Raw genomic sequence first — 26,409 nt, 5'->3', positions numbered from 1 at the left:
AGGCTCAACCACCGCGGGTGCGCCCCAGCGCGTCAGAGCTTGGTGACCGGCGAGTAGCGCAGCAGCAGCCGCTTGGTGCCGTCCGAGCCGAAGTCGATCTTGGCCACCGCGTTCGGCCCGACGCCCTCGACCGAGACCACTCGGCCCAGGCCATAGGCGTCGTGCGTCACGCGGTCGCCGGCGGCCAGGCTCGGGATGTCCGTCTCGGCGCGCGGCGTGGCGCTGCCGAAGCGCGCGCCGGTCGACGGCGAGGACGCGGCGCCCTTGGGCTTGCCCAGACGCGACGGCCCGAAGCCCGCGCCCGAACCGCCCGATCCACCCGAACCGCCCGAGCCCGCCGAGCCAGCCGACGACGCGGCCCGCCGCTCGCCCCACGACGCCCCCTGCGCGCCCCCGCGCGCTCCCCACGCCGAGCCGCCGCCGCGCAGGTACTGCGTCGCGGACTCGCGGCGGCGCCAGTCCCACAGCTCCTCCGGGATGTCGCCGAGGAACCGCGAGGGCGGCATCTCGTTGGCCATGCCCCACGCCGAGCGCATGCCGGCGCGCGAGACGTACAGGCGCTCGCGCGCCCGCGTGAGCCCGACGTACGCGAGCCGGCGCTCCTCGGCGAGCTCGGCGTCGTCGTGCAGCGAGCGCATGTGCGGGAACGTGCCGTCCTCCATGCCCGTGAGGAACACGACGGGGAACTCCAGACCCTTGGCCGTGTGCAGCGTCATGAGCGTGACGACGCCCTGGTCGGCCTTGGGCGCATGCTCGGCCTCGCCATCGGCCACGTCCTCGTCGGGGATCTGGTCGGCGTCGGCGACCAGCGAGACGCGCTCCAGGAAGTCGACGAGCGTGCCCTCGGGGTCGGTCTGCGAGAACTCGGTGGCCACGGCGTGCAGCTCCGCCAGGTTCTCGACGCGGGAGGCGTCCTGCGGGTCGTCGGACGCGCGCAGCTCGGCCAGGTACCCGGTGCGGTCGAGCACCGCGCCGAGGATCGCCGCGGGCGGCTCGCCCGCCTCGACCATGGCGCGCAGCCCCGCCATGAGGTCGCGGAAGCCGCGCAGCGGGTTGAGCGTGCGCGTGGACATGCCCGGCACGTCCTCGGCCCGTTCGATCGCCGCGCCGAACGAGACGCGCTCACGCTCGGCGAACGCCGCCAGCAGCGACTCGGCCTTGTCGCCCAGCCCGCGCTTGGGGACGTTGAGCACGCGGCGCAGGTTGACGTCGTCGTCGGGGTTGGCCAGCGCCCGCAGGTAGGCGATGGCGTCCTTGATCTCGCGGCGCTCGTAGAAGCGTGTGCCGCCCACCACCTTGTACGGCAGCCCGACGCGGACCAGCACCTCCTCCAGGGCACGCGACTGGGCGTTGGTGCGGTAGAACACGGCGACGTCGCCCGGGCGCACGCCGTCCGAGTCACCGAGGCGGTCGATCTCCTCGGCGACGAACCGGGCCTCCTGGTGCTCGTCGTCGGCGGCGTACCCGACGATGCGCGCGCCCGCGCCCGACGCCGTCCACAGGCGCTTGGGCTTGCGGTCGAGGTTGCGCGAGATGACGGCGTTGGCCGCGCTGAGGATGTTCTGCGTCGAGCGGTAGTTCTGCTCCAGCAGGATGGTGGTCGCGTCTGGGTAGTCCTGCTCGAACTCTTGGATGTTGCGGATCGTCGCGCCGCGGAACGCGTAGATGGACTGGTCGGCGTCGCCGACGACGGTGAGCTCGCCCGGCTCCAGCGCGAACTCCTCGGCGGGCGAGCCCGTCGCGTCCCCGGGCGCTGCCGGCGCGGCGCCCGTCAGCTCACGCACCAGGACGTACTGGGCATGGTTGGTGTCCTGGTACTCGTCGACCAGGATGTGCCGGAACCGGCGGCGGTAGTGCTCGGCGACGGCGGGGAACGCCTGGAGCAGATGCACCGTCGTCATGATGATGTCGTCGAAGTCGAGCGCGCTGGCCTGCTGGAGGCGGGCCTGGTAGCGGGTGTAGACGTCGGCGAGGATCGGGTCCTTGTCCTCGCGCCCGGCGTAGTCGTCCGGCGTGATCAGCTCGTTCTTCAGGTCGCTGATCCGATGGGCCAGGCCGCGGGCCGGGTACTTCTTCGGGTCCAGGTTGAGCTCGCGTGTCACCAGCGTGACCAGGCGCTGCGAGTCGGCCGCGTCGTAGATCGAGAAGCTCGACCGCAGCCCCAGCACCTTGTACTCGCGCCGCAGGATGCGCACGCACGCCGAGTGGAACGTCGAGACCCACATGCGCGACGCCGCGGGCCCCACCAGGTGCGCGACACGCTCGCGCATCTCGGCGGCGGCCTTGTTGGTGAACGTGATCGCGAGGATCTCCCCCGCACGCGCCCGCCCGGTCGCGAGCAGGTACGCGATGCGGTGCGTCAGCACGCGGGTCTTGCCCGACCCGGCGCCCGCGACGATGAGCAGTGGCGCCCCGTGGTGGACGACGGCGGCGCGCTGCTGCGGGTTGAGCCCTTCGAGCAGCGCCTCGGGGTCGAGGTGCGCGTACGGGCCGCGACGCTCGTCGTCCCGCGCGCCGTGGTCGGCGGACGCGGCGGCGTCACGCACCCAGTCGGGGGCGCCGGCGGTGTCGCCGTCCTCCCAGGCGTCCCAGCGGGGCGCGGTCGACGGCAGGCGCGAGATGTCACCCGAGGCGGACGCGCCGAACCCGGGCAGGGGCAAGTGATCGAAGAGAGAGGTCATCGCGAGAGCAAGCGTAGGCGGCGCCCCGGACACTGCGGGGCGCGGCGGCCGCGGGAGACGGGAAGCAGTGTCGGCCATTCCGCGTTGCACCCGCCGGGCGGTCGGCCGCGCCGAGCGCCCGACGTCTCAGACTGAAGGAGAGAAATGTCGAAGATCCTTGTCGTCGGCGGAACCGGGTACGCCGGCGGCGCCGTCGTCCGTGACGCCGCAAGCCGCGGGCACGACGTCACCTCGGTGAGCCGAAACGCTCCGAAGGACCCCGTGCCCGGGGTGGCGTACGTGACGGGCAACGTCACCGCGCCGGCGTTCCTCGCCGAGGCGGTGGCCGGCGCCGAGGTCATCGTCTCCACGCTGTCACCGCGGGGTGAGCTCGACGGCAAGATCGGCGACGTCGACCGCGCGCTCGCCGACCTGGCGCGGCGAAACGGCGCACGCCTGTTCGTGGTGGGCGGGTTCAACTCGCTGCGTCCGGCCGAGGGCGAGCCGACCGGCGCCGAGGGCGGGCAGATCCCGGCCGAGTACCGCAGCGAGGCCCTGCAGATGCACGCGATCCTCAACCACCTGAAGACCGAGCCCGAGGGCCTGGACTGGGTGTTCGTCTCCCCCGCGGAGGCGTTCGGCGCCTACGTCCCCGGCGAGGACCTCGGCCGCTACCGCATCGGCGGGGACGTCGCCCTGGTCGACGAGAACGGGCGCTCCGCGATCAGCGGGGCCGACTTCGCGCGCGCGATCGTCGACCGCATCGACGAGGCCGACTACCACCGCGCACACATCAGCGTCGCGTACTGACCTGCGCGCAGACCCCTCCTGCCACCAGGACACGTGCCACCAGGACACGGTCCCCGGGCGCGGGCGGGGTCTGCCCGGACGTCGGGCGTGCGCGTCTACGTGACGAGCAGGCCCACGAGCCACGCCACCGCCGCCAGCAGCCCGCCCGCGAGCTGGACCAGGATCGTGACCCCGACCGCGCGCAGCGCCGCGACGGTCGCCCGCCAGGCCACCGCGCGGTCACGCCGTCGTGCCAGCTCCGCGAGGAACACCGCGCCGGCGAAGAACAGCGGCAGACCGACCACGGGCAGCACGAAGAACCCGACGACGCCCGCGGCCCCACCCCAGGCGAGCGTCGACCAGGGCACGTCGGCCCGGCGCAGGTGACGGCCCGCCCAGAGCCACTGCCCGGTCTCGGCCACCGCGACGACGACGGCCGCCACCGCGAAGACCCACCAGGCCGCGCCGCCGGTCACCCAGGCCCACACGAGGATCGCGCCGAGCACGAGCACGTTGCCGGGCAGCACCTGGACCACGGTCCCCGCCAGGCCCACGAGGATCGCGAGGCCGACGAGCACCTCACCGAGCGCGCTCACGCGCGGGTCCTCCCCTCAGCCGGGTGGTCGCAGACGTCAGTGCACGAACACCGCGAGCACGATGTTGACGATGGTCAGGGCGCCGATCGCGTGCTTGACCCACGGCACGACGGCGCCCGTCCCGTTGTCGCCCTTGGCGCCCTGGCGCCGCGCGACGAACGCGAGCACCGTGATGACCAGCGCGATCAGCAGTTTGGCGATGAGCGTGCCGCGGTGGAAGTACGAGGTGACCGAGTCACCCTCGATGAGGCCCATCATCACGACGCCCGACACGAACGCCGTCGCCGCACCGTGGAACACGCCGCGGTACAGACCGGGGGTCCGCATCGAGGCGAGGTAGCCGCCGAGCACGATGGCCCAGCCGACAAAGTGCAGGAACGCGAACACGTCGAAAAGGAAATCCACGTTCGCAGGCTACAGGCGGGGCCGAAGGTCCCTTGACGTGGGGCATGTGGCGGTGCGCACCCCGGGCGCCCGGATCGCCACCCGCCGGGCCGTCCACCATGTGGACAACCCGGCCCTTCTCTGGCGTCGGCGGCGATCGCGCTGCACCTTGTGCGCCATGTCACGCACCCGCCCTCGCTCCACCCGGGCGACCTGTCCCTAGGGCGGCACCCGCGCGCACCCCGCCCGGGGCGCCTGTCGGCCGTCGCCCGCCTCGCCGCTCGTCCGCTCTCCCCACGAAGAGGCTCCCCATGTCCAGCAACGCCCACCCCACCGACGACGGCGCCGCCGCCGCGTCCGCCACCACACCCGCCCCCGGCGCCACCGTCGCCACCGCCCGCCGCATCCACCTGTCCGAGGACTGGGCGGCGACCATCATCGGGCTCGCGCTCGTCGCGCTCGGCTTGCTGTCCCTGCTGCCCGAGGGGCTGGTGGGCTGATGAGCGCTCAGACCCCCGCGACGACGGCCGAGGCCGCCCGGACCCGCCGCCCCGCCTCGCTTGACGAGTCCGTCGTCCAGACCGAGTCCCGTCCGGGCCCGCTCTACGCCGTCATCGGCCTCGTCGTGCTGCTCGGATTGGCCTGGCTGGCCCGATTCCTGTCGGACAACGTGCCGGTCTGGTTCGCCGACACCCCGCTGCACGGCGTCGCCTCGGCGATCGAGTACCCGGTCTACGCCATCGCGCTCGGCCTGCTGGGCAACCTCGCGCTCTCGCTCGCCGGGGTGCGCGACCGGCTCGCCGCGGCGTTCCGCACCGAGTTGTTCATCAAGCTCGGCCTCGTGGTCCTGGGCGCGACGATCAACTTCGCCACCATCGCCAAGGCCGGCGGCCCGGGCATCCTCCAGGCCGTCCTGCTCATCACGCTGGTGTTCGGGTTCACGTGGTGGCTCGGCGGACGCCTGGGCGTCGACGACAAGTTGCGTGCGCTGCTGTCCTCGGCCGTGTCGATCTGCGGCGTCAGCGCCGCCATCAGCGCCGCAGGCGCGGTCCAGGCCAAGAAGGAGCAGCTCGCCTACGCCGCGAGCCTCGTGATCCTGTTCGCGCTGCCGTCGATCTTCGTGCTGCCCGCGCTGGTCGACGTGCTCCACCTCACCCCGGCCGTGGCCGGCGCCTGGATCGGCGGCAACATCGACACGACGGCGGCCGTGACGGCGTCGGCGGCCATCGCGGGCGACGACGTGCTCCAGGTCGCCGCGATCGTCAAGAGCTCGCAGAACGTGCTCATCGGCGTGGTGGCGTTCCTGCTGACCCTGTACTTCGCCTTCAAGGTCGAGCGCAAGGCCGGCGCCGTGGCTCCCCCGGCCTCCGAGCTGTGGACGCGGTTCCCGAAGTTCGTGCTCGGGTTCGTCCTCGCCTCGCTCGTGGCGACGCTGTACGTCAGCAATGTCGGCGCCGACGCCTCGGCCCCCAACATCGCGGTGCTCAAGGCGCTGAGCACGATCTTCTTCATCATCGCGTTCGTCTCGATTGGGCTGGAGTTCCGGCTGTCCGGCGTGCGCGAGGCGGGCTGGCGCCCGCTCGTCCTGTTCGCCTCGGCGGCGGTGTTCAACCTGGTCGTGGGGCTGGCGCTCGCGAGCCTGCTGTTCGCCCACGTGACGGTCTAGCACCCGTCCCACAACCCTCCGATCGGCAGTTTGTCGTCGACTCGCGCGCCCGGGCGCACGAGTCGACGACAAACTGCCGACTGGCGGAGCGGGCCGCGCGGGCGGAGCGGGCGGCGCGGGCTGTCCAGCATGCGAGCAGTCGGGCCGTTCTCTTGCCCGCTCCCGGCGAGCGCCGGACCCTGTGCCCTATGTCCGCCACCGCCCACACGCCCTCCCCCCGGGCCGCCGTCCGCCCTCCGCGCGCGGGCCGCTCCAACGGCCAGTGGAAGGTCGACGGCCCCGAGCCGCTCAACGCCAACGAGGTGTTCAAGGCCGAGTCCGACCCGCTCGCGGTGCGCGAGCGCATCGAGCGGGTCTACGCCCGCGAGGGCTTCGACTCGATCCCGAGCGATGACCTGCGCGGCCGGTTGCGCTGGTGGGGCCTGTACACGCAGCGCAAGCCGGGCATCGACGGCGGGCGCACCGCCACACTCGAGCCCCACGAGCTCGAGGACCGCTACTTCATGCTGCGCGTGCGCATCGACGGCGGGGCGCTGACCACGCGGCAGCTGCGGACCATCGCCGGAGTCAGCGAGGACTTCGCACGCGGCACCGCGGACCTCACCGACCGCCAGAACATCCAGCTCCACTGGGTCCGCGTCGAGGACGTCCCCGAGATCTGGCGGCGCCTGGAGGCCGTGGGCCTGTCGACGACGGAGGCGTGCGGTGACGTGCCCCGCGTCATCCTCGGCAGCCCGGTCGCGGGCGTCGCGCGCGACGAGCTCATCGACCCGACGCCCGTCATCGAGGAGATCCAGTCGCGGTTCGTCGGCGACCCGTCGCTGGCGAACCTGCCCCGCAAGTTCAAGTCGGCCATCACCGGCCACCCGAGCCTCGACGTCGTGCACGAGATCAACGACATCGCGTTCGTGGCCGTGCGCCACCCAGACCTGGGCGTCGGCTACGACCTGTGGGTGGGCGGCGCGCTGTCGACGGCGCCGCGCCTGGGCGAGCGGTTGGGCGCGTTCGTCGCACCCGAGCGGGCGGCCGACGTGTGGCACGGGGTCGTGCGGATCTTCCGCGACTACGGCTACCGGCGCCTGCGCAACAAGGCCCGCCTGAAGTTCCTGCTGGCCGACTGGGGCGTCGAGCGCTTCCGCACCGTCTTGGAGCAGGAGTACCTCGGCTACGCGCTGCCCGACGGCCCCGCCGCGCCCGTCCCGCCGACGCCGGGCGACCACCTGGGCGTCCACCGCCAGAAGGACGGTCAGTACTACATCGGGTTCTCGCCCGTGGTCGGTCGTGTGTCGGGGCCGCAGCTGCGGCAGGTCGCCGATCTGGCCGAGGCGCGCGGCTCGCACCGCGTGCGCCTGACGCCGCACCAGAAGCTCCTGGTGCTCGACGTCCCGCCGCGCCGGGCGCGCGGCCTGATCACCGCGATGGCGAAGATCGGCCTGGCCGCCGAGCCCGGGGCGTGGCAGCGCCGCGCCATCGCGTGCACCGGGATCGAGTACTGCAAGCTCGCGATCGTCGAGACCAAGCGCACCGCGGCGACGGCGATCGCCACGCTGGAGGAGCGCTTGGGCGACCTGGACCGCCTGACGCCGCTGTCGCTGCACGTCAACGGCTGCCCCAACTCGTGCGCGCGCATCCAGACGGCCGACATCGGCCTCAAGGGCCAGATCATCACCGACGACGCCGGACGGCAGGCGCCCGGCTTCCAGGTGCACCTGGGCGGCGGCCTCGCGGGTGAGGGCACCGCGGGCGGCGGGCTGGGGCGCACGGTGCGCGGCCTCAAGGTCGCGGCCGACGACGTCGCCGGGTACGTCGAGCGGGTCGTGCGGCGCTTCGACGCGGATCACGCCGACGGCGAGACGTTCGCCCAGTGGGCCCACCGCGCCGACGAGGAGGCGCTGCGGTGAGCGCAGGCGCGCCGACCGGGGCCGGGCCCGTCGAGGCCCGCGCGCCCAGGCGCGGCCGGGTCTGGCTCGTGGGCGGCGGTCCCGGCGACCCCGACCTCATCACGGTCAAGGGCCTGCGCCTGCTGCGGGGCGCCGATGTGATCGTCGTCGACCGCCTCGCGCCGCGCGCGCTGCTCGACGACCTGCCCCGGGTCCTGGCGGGGCAGACGCTGGTGGTCGACGTCGGCAAGCACCCCGGCCACCATCCGGTGCGGCAGTCGCAGATCGACGCGCTGATCGTCGAGCACGCGCTCGCCGGGCGCGACGTCGTGCGGCTCAAGGGCGGCGACCCCTACGTGCTGGGCCGCGGCGGCGAGGAGGTCGCCGCGTGCGTCGCGGCGGGCGTGCCGGTCGAGGTGGTGCCGGGGGTGACCAGCGCGGTCGCGGTGCCGTCGGCGGCGGGCATCCCGTTGACGCACCGCGGCGTCGCGCGCGGCTTCACCGTGCTGTCGGGGCACGACGACGTCAGCGCCCTGCTGGGCGGGACGCCCGGCGGGCCTGGGCACACGCTCGTGCTGCTCATGGCCGTGGCCGGGCTCGCGCACACGGCGTGGGCGCTGGTCGCGGGCGGCCGGCCGATCGACACGCCCGCGGCGATCGTCGAGGACGGGTTCGGGCCACGCCAGCGCACCACGCTCGCGACGCTCGGCACGCTGGCCCAAGCGGCGGCCGAGGCCGGGGTGCGCAACCCCGCCGTCGTCGTCGTGGGCGACGTCGTGACGCTCGCGCCCGACTGGGTCGGCGAGGTCGCCGGCGGTCAGAGGATGTGGCGCGCGGCCGCCCAGCGCGTGAGCTCGTAACGACTGGAGAGCTGCAGCTTGCGCAGCACGGCCGACACGTGCGTCTCGACCGTCTTGATCGAGATGAACAGCTCGCTGGCCACCTCCCGGTAGGAGTAGCCGCGCGCGATGAGCCGCATGACCTCCTGCTCGCGGCGCGAGAGGCGGTCGAGCTCGTCGTCGGCGACCGAGACCTCGCCCGCGGCCGTGCCGAACGCGTCGAGCACGAACCCGGCCAGGCGCGGGGAGAAGACGGCGTCGCCGCCCGCGACCTGCACCACGGCCCCGGACAGCTCGTGGGCCGAGATGTTCTTGGTGACGTACCCGCGGGCGCCCGCGCGGATGACGGCCACCACGTCCTCGGCGGCGTCGGACACCGACAGCGCGAGGAACCGCGTGACCTGGGCGCCGACCAGGTCGGCGCACAGGCGCACGACCTCGGCGCCGCCCCCGCCCGTGCCGCCCGGCAGGTGTACGTCGAGCAGCACCACGGGCGGGCGCTGGGCGTGGATCACGGCGACCGCCTCGTCGACGTCGGCGGCCTCCCCCACGACGGTGACCCGCTCGTCGAGCGAGGCGCGCACGCCGGTGCGGAACATGTGGTGGTCGTCGACCAGCACGACGGGCACCGGCAGGGTGACCTGGGGGGCGGGGGTGCTCACGGATGGGCTCCTTCGTCGGCGGCGGCCTGGGGCGCGCTCTGGGTCGGTGTGGTCCCGTTCGGCGCGGTCCCGTTCGCCGCTCCTGCGGCCACCGCGGCCCGCGGCATCCTCAGACGGACCTCGGTGCCCCAGCCCGCACGGCTGGTGACCTCGGCCGTCCCACCGCGGCGCCGCACGCGGCCGAGGATCGACTCGCGCACGCCGAACCGGTCGGGCGCCACGTCGTCCATGGTGAACCCGTCCCCGCGGTCGCGCACGAACACCGACGCCTCGCGCTCGGTCACCTCCAGGTAGACCGTCACCGGCGGTTTGCCGTGCGCGACGGCGTTGACCAGCGCCTCGCGCGTGGCCTGCAGCAGCGCGGTGGTGGCGTCGGTGGGCGGGCAGTCCCCGACGACGACGACGTCGACCGCGACGGGCCTGCCCGCCGGGGCGGCGCCGTCGACCGGTTTGCCGACGGTGCCGTCCTCGACCTGCGCGACCAGCGTGCGCAGTTCGGCGGCGAGCGACGTGCCGGGCGCCTGGCGGTCGTCGTAGAGCCATTCGCGCAGCTCGCGCTCCTGGGCGCGCGCCATGCGGGCCACGGAGTCGGCGTCGTCGGCGCGCGAGCGGATGAGCGCGAGCGTCTGGAGCACGGAGTCGTGCAGGTGCGCGGCGATGTCGGCGCGCTCGGCCTCGCGGGCGCGCGCCGCCCGCTCGTCGCCGAGCTCGCGCACCAGCCGCAGCCACCACGGGGCCGCCACGAGCGCGAAGCCGACCAGCACCACCAGGGCCGCGGTCGCGGACTGCAGCACGGCCCAGCCGGGGGTGTCCTGCCCCACCAGCAGCAGCGCGCCCGCCACGACCAGGACCAGCCCGCCCGCGGGGCGCACGATCGCCGGCCAGCCCCGCGCGCCGTCGACCGACGCGCCGCGCTGGGCGGCGTCGACCTGGCTCCAGGCGAGCGCGAGGCCGCCCAGCGCGAGCAGGGCCGGGACCACCCACGACTGCCGCCACTGCCAGCCCGCGCGCGCCGAGACCAGCAGGGCGGCGACCGTCAGCAGCACGAGGCCGACGACGATGTCGCGCCGCTGCATGCGCGCGACCGGCCCGGACAGCCGCAGCCGTGGCGCGATACGGCGCAGCGCCGCGGGCGCGGCGGCGTCGGCGGCGGCGTCGGCGGCGGCGCGCGGGTCGCCCGCGGGGATGGTGACCCACCAGAAGATGTACACGGCGAGCCCCGCGCCGCCCACGGGGGTCAGCAACGCGATCGCGACGCGCACGACGACGACGGGCACGCCCAGGTGGGCCGCGAGCCCCGCGCACACCCCGGCCACCCACCGGCCCGCCTCGGGGCGGCGCAGCGGCAGGCGCGGACGGACGCCGGCAGGGGCGGTGGGCGAGCTCACCACCCGATCGTGACACGACGCGCGGCCCCATCACGCCTCCGGGGCCGAGAATCAGGGTCCCGCCGCCACCCCCAGGGGACGGTTCAGGGTCGCCTCAGGGCGCCACCCCATAGCCCCGGCAGGGCCCCGGCCGCAAGGATCGATGTCATGAGCACCAATCCGTTCCCCCCGCAGCCGGGCACTGGCCCGGACGCGGCGTCGGCGGGGACGCCCGTCCCTCCCGGCAGCCCGCCGTACGAGCCCTACCCCGGGCCGCCCCCCTCGGGCGGTGACCGCTTCTTCGACTCGATCCGTCGCTCCGGCCTGGCCCGGTCCGAGGACCGCTGGGTGGGCGGCGTGTGCGCCGGCGTCGCCCACCGCCTCGGCTGGGACCCGCTGCTGGTGCGCGGCATCGTCTTCATCAGCTTCTTCCTGACGGGCGTCGGACTGGTCGCCTACGCGCTCGCCTGGGCGTTGCTGCCCGAGCGCCGCGACGGGCGCATCCACCTGCAGCAGGCGATCCGCGGCGACTTCGACGTCGCGCTGCTGGGCGCCGCCGCCGCGTTCGTCGTCGGCATCGGCTGGAGCAGGGACGCCGGCTTCTGGTGGGACGGCTGGGGCTGGGTCGTCGGGCTGTTCTGGGTCGCCTTCTGGGTGGGCGTGGTGTGGCTGGTGATCTGGCTCGTGCGCGACCGTCGGCACAAGGCGCAGGCCGGGCCGCACGCGGGCTCGTACGCAGGCCCGACCGGCCCCCTCGGGCCGACCAGCGCCGCGGCGTTCACGGCTCCTGCCGACGGCGTCACCGCGCCCGCCACCCCGCCGTCGGGTCCGCTCCCCTCGGGTCCCCTGCCCTCGCAGCCGCCCGTGCCGCCCATGGCGTCGGCCGACCCCCGCGCGCAGGCCGCCTGGTCGCGCGCCGAGGCCGAGCGCGCCCGCTCCGCAGCACGCGTCGAGGCCGCCAACGCCCGGACCCAGGCCGCGCAGTCCCGTGCCCGAGCCGCACGCGAGGAGGCGCACGCGCGCGCCGAGATCCAGCGGCAGCGCGCCCAGGAGCGCGCCGCGCAGCGCGCCTCGAAGCCCGTGACCCGCAGCGCGGGGGCGGGGACGGTCGGCGTGGTGTTCGGCCTGCTGCTCCTGACCGGGGCGCTCCTGCTCGCGCAGCAGCGCTCAGGGCTGACGCTGCCCTGGCCGTTCAACGGCGGGTTCGAGCCCATCCTGGCGTGGGTGGGCGCGGCGCTCGTGATCGTCGGCGCGGCGATCGTGGTCAGCGGCGTGCGTGGGCGCTCGAGCGGCTGGCTCGGCTTCCTGGCGATCGTCGGCCTGGTGGTCGCGGTCCCGTGGAGCATCGGGACGAGCGGCGACACCTTCCCGCTGTCCCACATCTCGCGCGACGTGCACGGCAACTGGCGAGGGGTGGAGGGCCGCGGCGTCGCCGTCGGCGAGGGCACCTTCACGCCCCGTTCGGTCAGCGAGGCCGAGCGCGGGTTCCGGGTGCAGTTCGGCGACGCGACCATCGACCTGTCGAGCCTGGACCTGTCCGAGGCGACCACCGACGACCCGGTCGAGGTGCCCATCCAGCTCACGGCCGGCGACCTGACCGTCGTCGTGCCGCCCGACTCAGCCATCGAGGCCGACGTCCGGCTGCTGGCCGGGCAGATCGTCTGGGACGTCGACGACGAGACCCGCACCCTGAGCCGGGTCGGCTCCACGACCGCCTACCTCACCTCCGACGAGGCCAGCGATGACGGCGCCACCCTGCGCCTGCTCGTCTCGGCCGGAGCCGGAAACGTCACCGTCACCGAGAAGGACTGATGATGAGCCAGAACCCCCAGGACGAGCGTCCCGACGACGCCGTCGAGCACGACGAGACCGCCGTGGACGAGACCGCCGTCATCGAGCCCGCCGTCATCGAGCCCGGCGCCGACCCCGAGGGCCAGACCGAGGTGATCGGGGCCCCCGTCGAGGCCCCGGCCGGCGACACCCAGGTGTTCCCCGCCGAGCCGGCCCGCGCCGACGACCCGCTGTCGGTCTTCGACGTGCCACCGTCGCAGCCCACCGCGCCGACGCCGTCCTACGAGACGCCGTCCTATGAGACACCGTCCTATGAGACACCGTCCTATGAGACACCGTCCTATGAGACACCGTCGTACGCGACGCCGACCTACGCGACGCCGTCGTACGCGACCGCAGACCCCGCGCCCGGCTACACGGCGCCCGCATGGACTCCCCCGCCCGCGCCGTTGGTTCGCACCACACCGCGCACGGGCACGATCGTGTGGGGCTTTGTGATCGTCGCGATCGGCGTGGGCGCGCTGTCGGTCGCCGCGGGCGCCCGCCTCGACGTCGGCCTCGCGATGATCTACCTGCTGGCCGCCGCGGGCGCCGTGCTCGTCGTCGCGTCGGTCGTGGGCGCCGCTCGGCGCCGGTCGCGGACGGAGCCGCGGCCCAGCGTGTGAGACACGCCCGGCTCACGAGCAGGCCCCGGTCGCCGTGCGGCGGCCGGGGCCTGTGCTCGATCGGGCGGCTTACACGGGCCCGGGATCGCTCACGTCCCCGGGCGGAGCCCCGCCGGCCGACGGCGGCGTGGTCGGGGCGGTCGAGCCGGAGTGGCGGCCGTACGCCTCGGCGTCCGACGCCAGCGCCTGCGCGCCGACGCCGCTGATGGCGACCTCGGGGCCGGTGGCGAGTCGGCGCAGCGCCAGGCCCACCAGCAGGAACAGCACGCCGAGTGCGATGACGAGCGCGCAGATGCCGAACGACACGACCGAGGTGAACAGCGAGGCGCGCAGGAACGACGCGGTCATGACGACCTCGCGCCGCGGGTCGTCCGAGCCGAGCTCGGCGTAGGTCTGGCCGTCGGTCGCGTTGAGCGCGTGGTGGTTGATGACGTCGGCCTGGGCGAACGCGCTCAGCGGGCCCACGACACGGTCGCCCTGGAAGATCCCGCCCATGAATGACGCGTCGCCGGAGACGGTGATCTTCTCGTCGGCCAACTGCGAGGCGACCAGAGCCCACACCAGGATCCCCGCGACGATCATGACAACCCCTGCGACGACCGCGACCAGGCCGATGCCCCGAACACTGCGGGTCGGACGAACGGTGACCGTGCTTGACATCTCTTCCTCCTGACTGGGAGTGGCCTAAGTCACGCTATCGGCCAGGAGGATGTCGCGCCCAGTGAGAGCCAGGTCACGCGCGGTTTGTGACCCCTATCACTCCCATTCGATGGTCGCCGGCGGCTTGCTCGTCACGTCGAGCACGACGCGGTTGATCTCGCGCACCTCGTTGGTGATGCGCGTCGAGATCGTGGCGAGCACGTCGTAGGGCAGGCGCGTCCAGTCGGCGGTCATCGCGTCCTCGGACGAGACGGGACGCAGCACCACGGGGTGGCCGTAGGTGCGCCCGTCTCCCTGGACGCCCACGCTGCGCACGTCGGCCAGCAGCACCACCGGGCACTGCCAGATCTCGCCGTCGAGCCCCGCCGCGGTGAGCTCCTCGCGTGCGATGGCGTCGGCCCGGCGCAGGATGTCGAGGTTGTGCGCGGTGACCTCGCCGATGATGCGGATGCCCAGGCCCGGCCCGGGGAACGGCTGACGCGAGACGATCTCCTCGGGCACACCGAGCTCGCGGCCCACCGCGCGCACCTCGTCCTTGAACAGCGCCCGCAGCGGCTCGACGAGCTCGAACGTCAGATCGTCGGGCAGGCCGCCGACGTTGTGGTGCGACTTGATGTTGGCCGCGCCCTCGCCGCCGCCGGACTCGACGACGTCGGGGTACAGCGTGCCCTGCACCAGGAACTTGACCTCCTCGCCGTGCGCGCCCGCCTGCGCGACGATGTCACGCTGGGCGTCCTCGAACACGCGGATGAACTCGCGGCCGATGATCTTGCGCTTGGTCTCGGGGTCGGTGACGCCCGCGAGCGCCGACAGGAACCGCTCCCTCTCGTCGCGCACGACGAGGTTGACGCCCGTGGCGGCGACGAAGTCGCGCTCGATCTGCTCGACCTCGCCCTCGCGCATGAGGCCGTGGTCGACGTGCACGCACGTGAGCTGGTCGCCGACGGCGCGCTGCACGAGCGCGGCGGCGACCGCGGAGTCGACGCCGCCCGACAGCGCGCAGATGACGCGCGCGTCGCCCACCTGCGCCTTGATGGCGGCGACCTGGTCGGCGATGACGTTGCCGGGCGTCCAGTCGGGCGCCAGCCCTGCGCCGTCGTACAGGAAGTGCTCGAGCACGCTCTGGCCGAACTCGGAGTGGCGCACCTCGGGGTGCCACTGCACGCCGAACAGCCGCCGCTCGCGGTCCTCGAACGCCGCGACGGGGGCGCCCGCCGTCGTCGCGAGCACGTCGAAGCCCTCGGGGGCGCGGCGCACGGCGTCGCCATGGCTCATCCACGCGCTCTGGTGGGCGGGGGTGCCGTCGAGCAGGACGCCCGTGGCGCACACCTCGACGGCGGTGCCGCCGAACTCGCTCAGGCCGGTGCGCGCGACGTCGCCGCCGAGCGCCTGAGCCATGACCTGGAAGCCGTAGCAGATGCCCATGACGGGCACGCCCGCCTCGAACAGCGCGGGGTCGACGGACGGGGCGCCGTCGGCGTAGACCGACGACGGGCCGCCCGACAGCACGATCGCCGCCGGGTCCTTGGCGAGCATGTCCGCGACGGACATGCTGTGGGGCACGATCTCGGAGTACACCTTGGCCTCGCGCACGCGGCGCGCGATGAGCTGGGCGTACTGGGCGCCGAAGTCGACCACCAGCACGGGGCGGGGGGTCGAGACGGCGGGAGCGGGGGGCGTCGTCACCCGCCAATCGTAGTTCGTGGCGCTCAGGCGCCTGCCACCGCGTAGCGCTGGGCGAGCGCGTCGAGCTTGTCCTGCCCGTCGGCGTGCACACGCCGCTCGACGACGAACGACATCACGGGCACGACGCCGGCCAGCACCATCGTGGCCAGCCGGCCCCAGCCCCAGCGCATGGTCGACCACGCGTGCAGCACCGTGGCGAGGTAGACGACGTAGACCCAGCCGTGCACGGGCGCCACGATCCAGGTCGCGTCGACGACGGCGTCGACGTCGAGGCCCCACCAGTCGCCGAAGACGTACTTGACCACACACCAGGCGGTGAGCAGCAGCAGCATCACGCCGGTCAGGATCGCCATGAAGCGGTAGCGGGAGAGCGCGCCCCGGGCCTTGCGGATGGCGGTGGCGGCCTGCGCGGTGGATACCTCGGTCACGGGAACACCATAGCCAGCGCGGCGCGTGGCGATCGCCGCCGTCCCAGACTGCGCGGACTCGCCGCGCCGCCCTTGACGTCACGCCCTTACTCGGTAAGTATCGGGTCCAGCGCACCGTCCTTACCCAGTAAGCAGGGAGACCCCGATGTCGATCAGGCAAGGCTTCCTCGCCCTCCTCACCGAGCAGCCCATGGGCGGCTACCAACTTCGCCAGGAGTTCGAGGCCCGCACCGGCGGCACGTGGCCGCTCAACATCGGGCAGGCGTACACGACGCTCGCGCGCCTGCAGCGCGACGGACTCGTCGAGCCCGTGCCCGATGACCACGCGCCGATCGAGGCTCCGCGGCCGCCGAAGGGCGGACCGAGCGCCGAGCGCTACCGGCTCACCGACGCCGGGCGCGCCGAGGCGACGGCCTGGTGGGGCCGACCCGTCGAGCGCAACGCCCCCGCCCGCGACGAACTCGCCATCAAGCTCGCGCTGGCCGTCACCGTCCAGGGCGTTGACGTCGGGTCCGTCGTCCAGCGGCAGCGCACCGAGACCCTGCGGGCGCTGCGCGACTACACGCGGCTCAAGCGGGAGGCCGCCGCCGACGGGCCCGGGCTCGCCTGGTCCCTCGTGCTCGACTCGCTGATCTTCGCGGCCGAGGCCGAGGTCCGGTGGCTCGACCACGTCGAGACGTCGGTGCTGCGCGCCGCGCACACCCGCCGGCCCGCGCATGAGACGGCGCCGGCCGAGCCGACCCCGACCAACACCGCGGCCACCACCCCCGCACCGAGCCCGAAGGCAGGCCGCTGATGCCCTCCCCCGTCATGCTCACCATGCGCGGCGTCACCCGCGTCCACGGCCACGGCGCGGCCGAGGTGCACGCGCTGCGCGGCGTCGACCTCACCGTCGCCATGGGCGAGCTCGTCGCCGTCATGGGCCCCTCCGGCTCCGGCAAGTCCACGCTGCTGCACCTGGCCGGGGGCCTGGACTCCCCGACGTCGGGCTCGGTGCGGGTGGGCCGCGACGACGTCGGCGCCCTCGACGCCCAGGGCCGGGCCCGCCTGCGGCGCCGGCACGTCGGCTACGTGTTCCAGGACCTCAACCTGGTTCCGGCGCTGACCGCGCTGGAGAACGTCACACTGCCGCTCGAACTCGACGGCGTGCCCGCCCGCAGGGCGCGCGCCACCGGGACGGCCGCGCTGGCCGAGGTGGGCCTGGACGACCTCGCCGACCGGTTCCCCGACGACATGTCGGGCGGCCAGGCCCAGCGCGTCGCCATCGCCCGCGCGCTCGTCGGTCCCCGGCGGCTCCTGCTCGCCGACGAGCCGACCGGGGCGCTCGACTCCGTGACCGGCGAGGCCGTCATGCGCGTCCTGCGCGCGCGGGTCGACGCCGGGGCGTCCGGGCTGCTGGTGACCCACGACGCCCGGCACGCCGCCTGGGCGGACCGGATCGTCTTCCTGCGCGACGGGCTCGTCGTCGACGACACCGGGGCCGCGGGCGGCCCCGACCAGCTCCTGTCCGAGGCGGCGCGGCCATGACCGCGACGCTCGACCGGCCCTCGCGGTCGGCCGCCCGCCCGGAGGGCACGCGCCCCGGCCGCCCCGGCGCCCGCCTGCGCGGCCGCTGGCGGGTGGCCCTGCGCTACGGAGCCCGGGACGCACGCCGTCATAAGGGCCGCACCGCACTGGTCGCGGTCATGGTGACGCTTCCCGTCGCACTCGGGACGTTCGCGTCGGTCACCCTGTGGACGGCGCGCGACACGCCCGAACGGCAGGTCGCCACCGAGCTCGGCCCCGACCTCCAGGCGAGCCTGCGGTACGTCGGCGACATCGTGGTCCAGGACCCGCGCGGCATCGGCTTCGGTACGAGCCCCGCCACGGACTCCGCCAACGACGGCGCGGCCGCCGCCCCCGACGGGCTGGCGCCGACAACGACCGCGGTCGCCGACGTCGAGGCCGCCGTCGCCGCCGCGCTGCCCACCGCCGACAGCCTCGTCCCGTTCGCCGCGGACGCCCTGCGGGTCGACGGCCCGCGCCTGCACACCTACGCGACCGCCCTCCAGACCGATCCGACCTCACCGGCCGTCGCGGCCGCGTTCCCGCTGGCCGAGGGCCACCTGCCGGGCGACGGCGAGGTGGCGATCGCGGCGATCGTGGCGGACGAGCTCGGCGTCGGCGTCGGCGACACCGTGACGACCTCGCAGGACGACGCCGATGCGCAGCGCCGCGACGCGACCGTCTCGGGCCTGCTCCTCGCCGACCAACCGCAGGGCGCGGACCTCCTCCTGCCCCCGTCCGGCGTGCTCACGACGCCGGACGTGGTGGACCTGTCGAGCGCGTTCGCGGCGGTCGGCTGGTTCGTCAGCGGCGCCACCCCGGTCACCTGGGGCGACGTGCTCGGTCTCAACGACGTCGGCGTGGTCGCGGTCAGCCGCGACGTGCTGCTCAACCCACCCGACCGCGCGGCGGTCCCCTACTTCCAGAGCCAACCGGAGCGCCCGGTCTTCGACCGCATCGCGCAGTGGGGGCCCGTCGTCGCGGTCATCGCCATCGCACTGCTCGAGGCGGTGCTGCTCATCGGCCCGGCCTTCGCCGTGGGCGCGCGCCGCTCGGCGCGCGCGCTGGCCGTGGTCGCCGCGAACGGCGGGACGGCGCGCACCGTCCGGGCGATGGTGCTGGGCGCCGGCGTCGTGATCGGCGCCGCCGCCGCGAGCGCCGGCGTCCTGCTCGGGATCGCCGCAGCGGCCGTGCTCGTCGCACGCATGGACGGGGCGGAGAGCCTGCGGCACTTCGCTGTTCCCACGGCGCCCGTGCTCGGCATCGGCCTCGTGGGCGTCGGCCTGGCCACGGTCGCGGCCTGGCTCCCGGCCCGCGGCGCCTCGAAGGCCGACGTCGTCGCGGTCCTCGCGGGACGGCGCGGCGAGACGTCCCACCGCCGTTGGCCGGCCATCGCGGGCGGCGTCCTGGCCGTGGCGGGATTCGGCGCCGCCATCGGCGCGGGCGTCGCCCGCCAGCCGCTCGCGCTCGCCGCCGGCGTCATCATCGGTGAGATCGGCCTGGTCATGGCGTGCGGGGGCATCATCGCCCTGCTCGGACGCCTCGCCGGGCGCCTCCCGCTCGCCTGGCGGTTCGCGCTGCGCGACGCCGCCCGGAACCGGTCGCGCACCTCCCCGGCCATCGCGGCCGTGCTCGTGGCATGCGCCGGAGCCTCGGCGGGCCTGGTCTACAGCTACGCGCAGTCGCAGCACGACATCCGCAGCCAGCTCGTCACTGCGGCGCCAGACGTGCTGCTCGTCAGCGCGAGCGCCGCCGAGGGGCTCACGTCCGAGCAGGTCGACGCCGTCAGGGACGCCATCGCGCAGGTCGCCGCGGCGCCCGTCGACGTCCACCCTGTGCCCGTGCTGCGGATGCCGGATGTCGACGGCGTCGGGTCGTCGGTGCTGACCGGATCGCCCGACGTCGAGCGCGGGTGGGTCCAGGTCGGCAACGCCATCACCGGCCCGGTCGTCGACGACGGCGGACTCGTCGACCTGCTGGGCCTGCCCGACGCCGCTGCGGCCCGCGCCGCCCTGGAGGCGGGCAAGGCCGTCGTCCTGGCGGGCGACGAGACCGACGGCGTCGCGCGGCTGCGCGTCCAGCACTGGGCGGTCGACACCGGCGCACCGCTGCGCGAGGACGTCGTCGAGGCGCCCGCCCTCGGCGTCGGCGACGCCGTCGGGCCGAGCAACGCCGCCCTTCCGGTCCTGCCCGCCGCGGTCGCGCAGCGCCTCGGGGGCGAGGTCGTCACCGGCGGCGTCCTGGCCCGGACTCCGCACCGGTTCAGCAACGCCGAGCAGCGCACCCTGGACGACCTCATCGGCGACGAGCTCGGCACGACCCCGGAGGGCTGGCCGCCCGTCGGCGTCGGCGTCGGCGGGCCGCCCCGGGAGCTCGGCGCGCCGCAGTGGCTCAGCACCCTGATCATCGCCGGGAGCGCGGGCCTGCTCGCGCTCGCCGCAGCCTGGATCGCGACGGCGCTCGCCGCCACGGAGTCCCGGCCCGACCTCGCGACGCTGGCCGCCGTCGGCGCCAAACCCAGCACCCGCAAACGGCTGGTCGCGGCCCAGGCCGGCACGATCGCGGGGATCGGCGCCCTCGTCGGGGCGGCCTCGGGCGTCGCGCTCGGGGCGGCGTTCGTCCTGTTCGAGCGCTACCGCGACGCGCGCGGCTTCGGGGGACCCGATCCCACCTGGTCCGTCGTGGTCCCCTGGCCCGTGCTGGCCGGACTCGTCGTCGGCCTGCCGCTCCTGGCGGTCACCGCCGCCTGGCTGGTCACCCGCAGCCGCCTGGTCCTGACCCACCGCACGGCAGGCTGACCGCCCGGGCCGGATCCCGGAGGGCACGGGTGTTCGAGCATCTGCGGCGCGTTCGAGCGGTAGGGGGCGTGTTCGAGCGCCCGTGCGCTCGAACACCGCACGAAGCGCTCGAACACTCCATGCCTGACGCACACCCGCGCCCCCCACACCCTGGATAAGGCGTCGACGGGTGTCGGTCCCCCGGCTTAGCGTGACTCCTCGTGCGACCCCTCCCCCTGTCCGACCCGGGCGCGCCCCCGCTGCGCGGTCCGTGGTCGTTCCTCGGCTGGCTCGCGCGGCGCCAGGCCGCGACGCTCGCCGCCGCGCTGACCTGCGGGGTCATCACGTTCGGCGCGCAGGCGGTGCAGCCGTTCCTGCTGGGGCGCGTCGTGGACTCGGCGCTCGACGGCGGGCTCGACGCGGCGACCTGGCGCTGGGCCGGGGCGCTGCTCGCGGTCGGCGTCGCGATGGCCGCGGTGTCGGTCGTGGGGCACCGCTTCGACATCCGCAACTGGATGCACGCGGCGTTCCGCTCCTCGCAGCTCGTCTCGCGCACCGTGTCGCGCTCGGGGCACGCGGTGTCGGCCGAGCTGCCGACGGGTGAGGTGGTCGCAGCCGTCGCCAACGACACGTTCCGCATCGGCGAGCTGTTCGCGATGTCGGCGCAGTTCCTCGGCTCGCTGGTGGCCTACGCGGTCACCACCGCGCTCATGCTCTCGGCGTCGGTGCGCCTCGGCCTGGTCGTCGCGGCGGGCCTGCCCGTCGTCGCGATCGTGCTCGCCTTCCTCGTCAAGCCGCTCTCCCGCCGCCAGGCGGCGCAGCGTGAGGCCACGGGACGCCTGACCACGCTGGGCGCCGACACCGTCTCGGGCCTGCGCATCCTGCGCGGCATCGGCGGCGAGGGCGTGTTCGCCGCGCGCTACCGCGCCCAGTCGCAGGCCGTGCGCGCCGCGGGCGTGCGCGTGGCCGGAACGCAGTCGTGGCTCGACGCCCTGCAGGTGCTGCTGCCGGGGCTGTTCGTCGTGGTGGTGGTCTACCTCGGCGCGCTCGCCGCCGTCGACGGCCACATCACCGCCGGCCAGCTCGTGTCGTTCTATGGGTATGCGGCGTTCCTCGGCTGGCCGGTGCAGCTCGCGACCCAGTACCTCAAGATCGCCACCAACGCGCACGTCTCGGCGGCCAAGGTCGTCAAGGTGCTGCGGGTCGTGCCCGCCACGGGCGCGGCCCCCGCGACGGCGACCCCGCCCGCCCCCGGCGCCGTGCTGCGCGACGAGACGACCGGCGTCGAGCTCACCCCGGGCCGCGTGCTCGCGCTGGTCGCGGCCGACCCCGACGAGGCCGCCGCGGTCGCGGTGCGCCTGGGCCGGTTCGACGACGCCGCCGAGGCCGGCACGCCCGTGACGCTCGGCGGGACGCCGCTGGCCTCGCTGCCCAAGGAGCACCTGCGCCAGCGGATCGTGGTCGCCGAGGCGACGCCGACCATCTTCTCCGGGCGCCTGGGCGCCGAGCTCGACGCGCGCTCGCGCGCGGGGCTGGCGGACCTGGAGCGGGCCGTGCACGTCGCCGACGCCCACGACGTGCTCGACTCGGTGCCCGACGGACTCGCCGGCGACCTGCCCGAGAAGGGCCGCTCGCTGTCGGGCGGGCAGCGCCAGCGCGTCGCGCTCGCGCGCGCCCTGCTGACCGACCCCGAGATCCTCGTGCTGGTCGAGCCAACCAGCGCGGTCGACGCCCACACCGAGGCCCGCATCGCCGCGCGCCTGGCCGACGCGCGCCGCGGCCGCACGACGCTCATCGTCACCGCGAGCCCGCTCGTGCTCGACCACGTCGACGAGGTCCTGTTCCTCGACGGCGGGCGCGTCGCCGTGCGCGGCGCCCACCGCGACCTGCTCAACCACGCGGGCGCCGCCGAGGGCGGGCAGGCCGCGGCGCGCTACCGCGCCGTCGTCGGGCGCACCCTGCGGGACGAGAACGGGCAGAACGGGGCCAGGCAGAACGAGACCAGGCACGACGAGACCGCGGAGGCGCGCTCATGAGGCTCCCCATCGCGGACGCCCGCACCACCTGGCGCTACACCGCGGGCCTGCTGCGCGCGAACCGGCGCGAGCTGTCGGCGATCGCCGCGCTGCACGTGCTCGCGGCGCTGGCCGGGCTCGTCGGCCCCTGGCTGCTGGGCCGACTGGTCGACGACGTGCGCGCGGGCACGACGGCGGGGCATGTGCGCGACCTCGTGCTCATCGCCGTCGTCGCGATCCTCGCGCGCGCCGCCGTGCAGAAGGTCGCGCAGCAGCGCTCGATGGTGTTCGGCGAGACGGTGTTCGCGTCGATGCGCGAGGAGTTCCTCGCCACCGTCACGGCGCTTCCCCTCTCGACCGTCGAGCGCGCCGGGACGGGCGACCTCGTGGCTCGCACGACCAACGACGTGTCGAAGATCCAGAACGCCGTGCGGTTCGGGCTCCCGCAGCTCGTGGTCTCGGTCGTGACGATCACGCTGACCGTCGCCGCGTGCCTGGTGCTGTCCCCGCTCGTCGCGGTCGCGATGTTCGTGGGCGCGCCCCTGCTGATCACGGTCATGCGCTGGTACCTGCGCCGGGCGCCCGCCGCCTATCAACGCGAGTCGGCCACCTATGCCGAGCTCAACGGCACGGTCACCGAGTCGGTCGAGGGGGTGCGCACCGTCGACGCGCTCGACCTGGGCCTGCGCCGCGACAACCGGTCCGACGCCGACCTGGCTGCGGCCTATGAGGCGGAGATGCGCACGCTGCGGCTGCGCACCGTGCTCTTCCCGGGCGTCGACGTGACGTTCGTGATCGCGCCCGTGGCCGTGCTGGTGTGGGGCGCGTTCCTCGTCGCGCAGGGCGCGGTGACCATGGGCGCCGTGACCGCCGTCGTCATGTTCACGTTCCAGCTCACGGGACCGGTGTGGAACCTCGTGTACTGGCTCGACGAGATCTCGGTCTCGGCGGTGTCGCTCGCGCGCATCATCGGTGTGCGGCTCGTGCCCCCGGACCGCGCCACGGGCACGGCCACGCCGTCGTCGGGCGACCTGGAGGCGCGCGGCGTGCGGTACGCCTACCGCGAGGGCCACGACGTGCTGCACGGGATCGACCTCGACCTGCGCCCCGGGGAGCGGCTCGCGATCGTCGGGCCGTCGGGCGCCGGCAAGTCGACGCTGGGGCGCATGCTCGCCGGCATCCACCCGCCCACCGGCGGGTCGGTCACGGTGGGCGGCGTGCCGCTGGTCGACCTGCCCCTGGACGAGCTGCGCCGCCGGGTCGCGCTCGTGACGCAGGAGCACCACGTCTTCGTCGGCACGATCGCCGACAACCTGCGGCTGGCCGACGCCGCGGCCGACGACGCGCGGCTGCGCGAGGCGCTGGCTGCGGTTGACGCGCTCGACTGGGTCGACGCCCTGCCCGACGGGTTGGCGACCGAGGTGGGCTCGGGCGGCGCCGCCCTGACCCCGGCGCAGGCGCAGCAGGTCGCGCTCGCGCGGCTGGTGCTGCTCGACCCCGACGTGCTGGTGCTCGACGAGGCGACCTCGCTGCTCGACCCGCGCGCGGCCCGGCATCTGGAGCGGTCGCTGGCCGCCGTGCTGCGCGGGCGCACGGTCGTGGCCATCGCCCACCGCCTGCACACCGCGCACGACGCCGACCGGGTCGCCGTCGTCGAGGACGGCCGCATCACCGAGCTGGGCTCCCACGACGACCTGGTGGCCGCAGGCGGCTCCTACGCCGCCCTGTGGCACTCCTGGCAACACGAGTGACCTGACCCGACGGGTCAGGCGCGGCAGGATGGGCCCATGCCCACTGCGAGCGAGCTCGACGCGATCACCCTCGACCAGTTGCGCGCCTCCGGCAGCGTCAAGTGGACGGCCTTCGGCGAGGCGATCGGCGCGTTCGTCGCCGAGATGGACTTCGGCACGGCGCCGGCGGTGACCCGCGCGGCGCACGAGGCCGTCGACCGCGGGCTGCTCGGCTATCTGCCCGACCACGCGACCGCCGACCTGCAGCGCGCGTACACCGGGTTCGCGAAGCGGCGCTTCGGCTGGTCGCCCGACCCCGAGCGGGTGCGGCCCGTGCCCGACGTGCTCGCGGCGTTCGAGGCGGTCGTGCGGCACCTGACGCCCGACGGCTCGCCGGTCATCCTGCCGACGCCGGCCTATATGCCGTTCGCCCCGCTGCTGCGCGACCTGGGCCGCGAGGTCATCGAGGTCCCCCTGGCGCGTGACGGCGGCCCGCTCACGCACGACCTCGACGGGATCGACGCCGCCTTTGCGGCGGGCGCGCGGCTGCTCGTGCTGGTCAACCCGCACAACCCGACCGGCCGCGTGTTCGAGCGCGACGAGTTGGAGGCGGTCGCCGCCGTCGTCGAGCGACATGGCGGGCGGGTCTTCGCCGACGAGATCCACGCGCCGCTCGTCTACGCGGGCCGCGCGCACGTGCCCTACGCGTCGGTGTCCGCGGTGGCGGCCGGGCACGCCGTGACCGCGACGTCGGCGTCCAAGGCGTGGAACATCCCTGGCCTCAAGGCCGCGCAGCTCATCCTGACCGACGACGACGCCGCCCAGGTGTGGCGGCGCGCGGGCGTGTGGACCGAGCACCTGACCTCGACGGTCGGCGTCCTGGCGCACACCGCCGCGTACGACGACGGCGAGGGCTGGCTCGCGCAGGTGCTCGCGTATCTCGACGGCAACCGCCGCCTGACCGCCGAGCACCTCGCACGGCATGCCCCGGCCGTCGGGCACACACCGCCCGAGGGCACCTACCTGGCCTGGCTCGACCTGCGCCCGCTCGGACTGGACCAGCCCGCCCGCTGGCTGCGCGAGCACGCCCGGGTCGCGCTCACCGACGGCGAGGACTGCGGCCGCGCCGGCGCCGGGCACGTCCGCCTCACGCTCGCCACCCCGCGGCCCGTCTTGCGGACGCTGCTGTCTAGGGTGACGGACGCGCTCGGCGCGCGGGCCTGACGGCGCCGCAGCCAGGCGCCGGGCAGCCGGGGCCCACGACGACGAGCTGACAGCGTCCGGCGCTCAGCCGGGCTGACAGCGTCCGGCGCTCAGCCGGGCAGACCCGCGATGCCGGCGTCCTGCCCGCGGGGCGGGCGCACGACGGGCGGGCCGCCCGACCCCGGCGGCGCCGGCGCCCCGCGCTCGACGGCGAGCTCGTCGCGCGCGAGGCGCACGTAGAAGGCGAGCGCGAACAGCGCGAACACGGCCCACTCGATCGCGTAGAAGAGGCTCTGCAGGTTGAGCCCCGACCCGCCCTCGATCACGGGGCGCGGCAGCGCGGCCGGGCCGCCGTCGGAGGCGGCCACCTGCGCGGGATCGGACGCCGTCAGCACCAGGTAGCCGTCCCAGATGGGTCCACCCCAGTCGTTGACGAGCGCCGACGGGGCGATCGCGTCGGTCAGGGGCGGCCCGCCCGGGTTGTCGGGCGCGACCTGCCCCGAGGTGGCCTCGGCGGACTGCAGCCAACCCGTCACCTGGACCTCGCCCGCGGGGACGGCCAGGCCCGGCGCGTCGGACGGAGCGGCGACCCATCCGCGCACCACGGCCAGCACGGGCTGCCCGGACAAGTCCGCCCACGAGTCGCCGCCCGTGCCGTCGTCGGCGACTCGCAGCGGCGTCAGGACCAGGTAGCCGACCTCGCCGTCGAGCGCGCGCCCGCGGACCAGGCGCTGACCCGAGGCCTCGTAGGTCCCCCGCGCCCACACCGTCCGGCCGACGTCGTCGCCGGGCATGGGCGACTGCGGCGCGACGAGCGAGCCGAGCCCCACCGGCCCGGCGGCGGCCACCTCGGCCACGGCGTGCCGCTCCGCGGCGGCCGAGCGTTCGAGCGCGCGGTGCCACTGCCACAGGCCGAGCCGGGCGCACAGCGCGGCGGCCGTCAGCGCGATCACCAGGAGGAGGAGCATGCGGGGGCGCAACAGCGCGCGCCAGGTCGACGGGCGCACGGTCAGCGGCTCGGGCACGCGCCCACGGTATCGACGCTGGCGGGCGCGCCACGAACCCC

22 protein-coding genes are annotated in these 26,409 nt (G+C 74.9%); 13 read left to right on the top strand and 9 right to left on the bottom strand.

The features are described from left to right. Positions 1-32: 32 nt before the first annotated feature. Complete coding sequence (pcrA, locus tag EV386_RS17920; protein WP_130416618.1) at positions 33-2,681, bottom strand: DNA helicase PcrA; 2,649 nt, start codon at positions 2,679-2,681, stop codon at positions 33-35. A 144-nt stretch (positions 2,682-2,825) separates the two neighbouring features. On the opposite strand from pcrA, the gene EV386_RS17915 reads away from it, so the two are divergent. Further along, a complete protein-coding gene (locus EV386_RS17915) occupies positions 2,826-3,470 on the top strand; it encodes an NAD(P)-dependent oxidoreductase (RefSeq protein WP_130416617.1) in 645 nt (214 codons plus the stop codon). A gap of 95 nt (positions 3,471-3,565) precedes the next feature. Here the strand turns inward: EV386_RS17915 and EV386_RS17910 are convergent, their stop codons facing one another. Both EV386_RS17910 and EV386_RS17905 read right to left on the bottom strand, forming a co-directional pair. Then, positions 3,566-4,045 carry a DUF456 domain-containing protein gene (locus tag EV386_RS17910; RefSeq protein WP_130416616.1) on the bottom strand — a complete coding sequence of 160 codons (480 nt, stop codon included), beginning with the start codon at positions 4,043-4,045 and terminating at the stop codon, positions 3,566-3,568. A gap of 36 nt (positions 4,046-4,081) precedes the next feature. Next, positions 4,082-4,450 (bottom strand): hypothetical protein, encoded by a 369-nt coding sequence (locus tag EV386_RS17905; RefSeq protein WP_130416615.1) that lies wholly within the window; start codon positions 4,448-4,450, stop codon positions 4,082-4,084. Between the two features lie 290 nt (positions 4,451-4,740). On the opposite strand from EV386_RS17905, the gene EV386_RS17900 reads away from it, so the two are divergent. The 4 genes from EV386_RS17900 to cobA all read left to right on the top strand — a co-directional run bounded on the left by EV386_RS17900 (position 4,741) and on the right by cobA (position 8,835). Continuing rightward, positions 4,741-4,929, top strand: coding sequence for a hypothetical protein (locus EV386_RS17900; protein WP_130416614.1), 189 nt, complete (start codon positions 4,741-4,743; stop codon positions 4,927-4,929). Further along, complete coding sequence (locus tag EV386_RS17895) at positions 4,929-6,095, top strand: YeiH family protein (RefSeq protein ID WP_130416613.1); 1,167 nt, start codon at positions 4,929-4,931, stop codon at positions 6,093-6,095. The genes EV386_RS17900 and EV386_RS17895 overlap by 1 nt, the downstream gene beginning before the upstream one ends. Before the next feature lie 188 nt (positions 6,096-6,283). After that, the gene (locus EV386_RS17890; RefSeq protein ID WP_130416612.1) at positions 6,284-7,996 is read left to right on the top strand and encodes a nitrite/sulfite reductase; all 1,713 of its coding nucleotides are present in this window, start codon (positions 6,284-6,286) and stop codon (positions 7,994-7,996) included. Continuing rightward, entirely contained in the window at positions 7,993-8,835 is an 843-nt protein-coding gene (gene cobA, locus EV386_RS17885; protein ID WP_130416611.1) for a uroporphyrinogen-III C-methyltransferase, read from the top strand. Before EV386_RS17890 ends, cobA begins: the two co-directional genes overlap by 4 nt. Here the strand turns inward: cobA and EV386_RS17880 are convergent. Beyond that, entirely contained in the window at positions 8,793-9,413 is a 621-nt protein-coding gene (locus EV386_RS17880) for a LuxR C-terminal-related transcriptional regulator (RefSeq protein WP_242608119.1), read from the bottom strand. The two genes, cobA and EV386_RS17880, sit on opposite strands and share 43 nt — an antisense overlap. Before the next feature lie 59 nt (positions 9,414-9,472). Then, positions 9,473-10,864 carry an ATP-binding protein gene (locus EV386_RS17875; protein WP_130416609.1) on the bottom strand — a complete coding sequence of 464 codons (1,392 nt, stop codon included), beginning with the start codon at positions 10,862-10,864 and terminating at the stop codon, positions 9,473-9,475. A 147-nt stretch (positions 10,865-11,011) separates the two neighbouring features. Between EV386_RS17875 and EV386_RS17870 the strand changes: the two genes are divergently transcribed. Continuing rightward, on the top strand, positions 11,012-12,655 hold the full coding sequence (locus EV386_RS17870) for a PspC domain-containing protein (RefSeq protein ID WP_130416608.1): 1,644 nt from the start codon (positions 11,012-11,014) through the stop codon (positions 12,653-12,655). Between the two features lie 2 nt (positions 12,656-12,657). Beyond that, entirely contained in the window at positions 12,658-13,299 is a 642-nt protein-coding gene (locus EV386_RS18435) for a hypothetical protein (protein ID WP_165399992.1), read from the top strand. Between the two features lie 69 nt (positions 13,300-13,368). Here EV386_RS18435 and EV386_RS17865 read toward each other — a convergent pair whose 3' ends face one another. The 3 genes from EV386_RS17865 to EV386_RS17855 all read right to left on the bottom strand — a co-directional run bounded on the left by EV386_RS17865 (position 13,369) and on the right by EV386_RS17855 (position 16,073). Next, on the bottom strand, positions 13,369-13,959 hold the full coding sequence (locus EV386_RS17865; protein ID WP_207216567.1) for an aromatic ring-opening dioxygenase LigA: 591 nt from the start codon (positions 13,957-13,959) through the stop codon (positions 13,369-13,371). A 96-nt stretch (positions 13,960-14,055) separates the two neighbouring features. Next, positions 14,056-15,645 (bottom strand): glutamine-hydrolyzing GMP synthase, encoded by a 1,590-nt coding sequence (gene guaA / locus EV386_RS17860; protein ID WP_242608028.1) that lies wholly within the window; start codon positions 15,643-15,645, stop codon positions 14,056-14,058. A gap of 23 nt (positions 15,646-15,668) precedes the next feature. After that, positions 15,669-16,073, bottom strand: coding sequence for a DUF3817 domain-containing protein (locus tag EV386_RS17855; protein ID WP_130416607.1), 405 nt, complete (start codon positions 16,071-16,073; stop codon positions 15,669-15,671). A 145-nt stretch (positions 16,074-16,218) separates the two neighbouring features. Between EV386_RS17855 and EV386_RS17850 the strand changes: the two genes are divergently transcribed. From EV386_RS17850 to EV386_RS17825, 6 genes are all read left to right on the top strand, one after another. Then, entirely contained in the window at positions 16,219-16,869 is a 651-nt protein-coding gene (locus tag EV386_RS17850) for a PadR family transcriptional regulator (protein WP_130416606.1), read from the top strand. Further along, entirely contained in the window at positions 16,869-17,600 is a 732-nt protein-coding gene (locus tag EV386_RS17845; RefSeq protein WP_130416605.1) for an ABC transporter ATP-binding protein, read from the top strand. Before EV386_RS17850 ends, EV386_RS17845 begins: the two co-directional genes overlap by 1 nt. Continuing rightward, the gene (locus EV386_RS17840) at positions 17,597-20,416 is read left to right on the top strand and encodes an ABC transporter permease (RefSeq protein WP_130416604.1); all 2,820 of its coding nucleotides are present in this window, start codon (positions 17,597-17,599) and stop codon (positions 20,414-20,416) included. Before EV386_RS17845 ends, EV386_RS17840 begins: the two co-directional genes overlap by 4 nt. A gap of 200 nt (positions 20,417-20,616) precedes the next feature. Beyond that, positions 20,617-22,431, top strand: a complete 1,815-nt coding sequence (locus tag EV386_RS17835; RefSeq protein ID WP_130416603.1) for an ABC transporter ATP-binding protein — start codon at positions 20,617-20,619, stop codon at positions 22,429-22,431. Next, positions 22,428-24,161, top strand: coding sequence for an ABC transporter ATP-binding protein (locus EV386_RS17830; protein WP_130416602.1), 1,734 nt, complete (start codon positions 22,428-22,430; stop codon positions 24,159-24,161). The genes EV386_RS17835 and EV386_RS17830 overlap by 4 nt, the downstream gene beginning before the upstream one ends. A 36-nt stretch (positions 24,162-24,197) precedes the next feature. Continuing rightward, positions 24,198-25,364: a MalY/PatB family protein gene (locus EV386_RS17825; RefSeq protein WP_130416601.1), complete on the top strand. Its 1,167-nt coding sequence runs from the start codon at positions 24,198-24,200 to the stop codon at positions 25,362-25,364. Between the two features lie 89 nt (positions 25,365-25,453). Here EV386_RS17825 and EV386_RS17820 read toward each other — a convergent pair whose 3' ends face one another. Continuing rightward, positions 25,454-26,368: an SURF1 family protein gene (locus EV386_RS17820; protein ID WP_242608027.1), complete on the bottom strand. Its 915-nt coding sequence runs from the start codon at positions 26,366-26,368 to the stop codon at positions 25,454-25,456. Positions 26,369-26,409: the final 41 nt, after the last annotated feature.

Origin of the sequence: Xylanimonas ulmi (assembly GCF_004216535.1) — a bacterium.
GTDB classification, from domain to species: Bacteria; Actinomycetota; Actinomycetes; order Actinomycetales; family Cellulomonadaceae; genus Xylanimonas; species Xylanimonas ulmi.
Note: the sequence above shows the minus strand (reverse complement) of the source record. Positions and strands in the feature narration are given on the sequence as shown.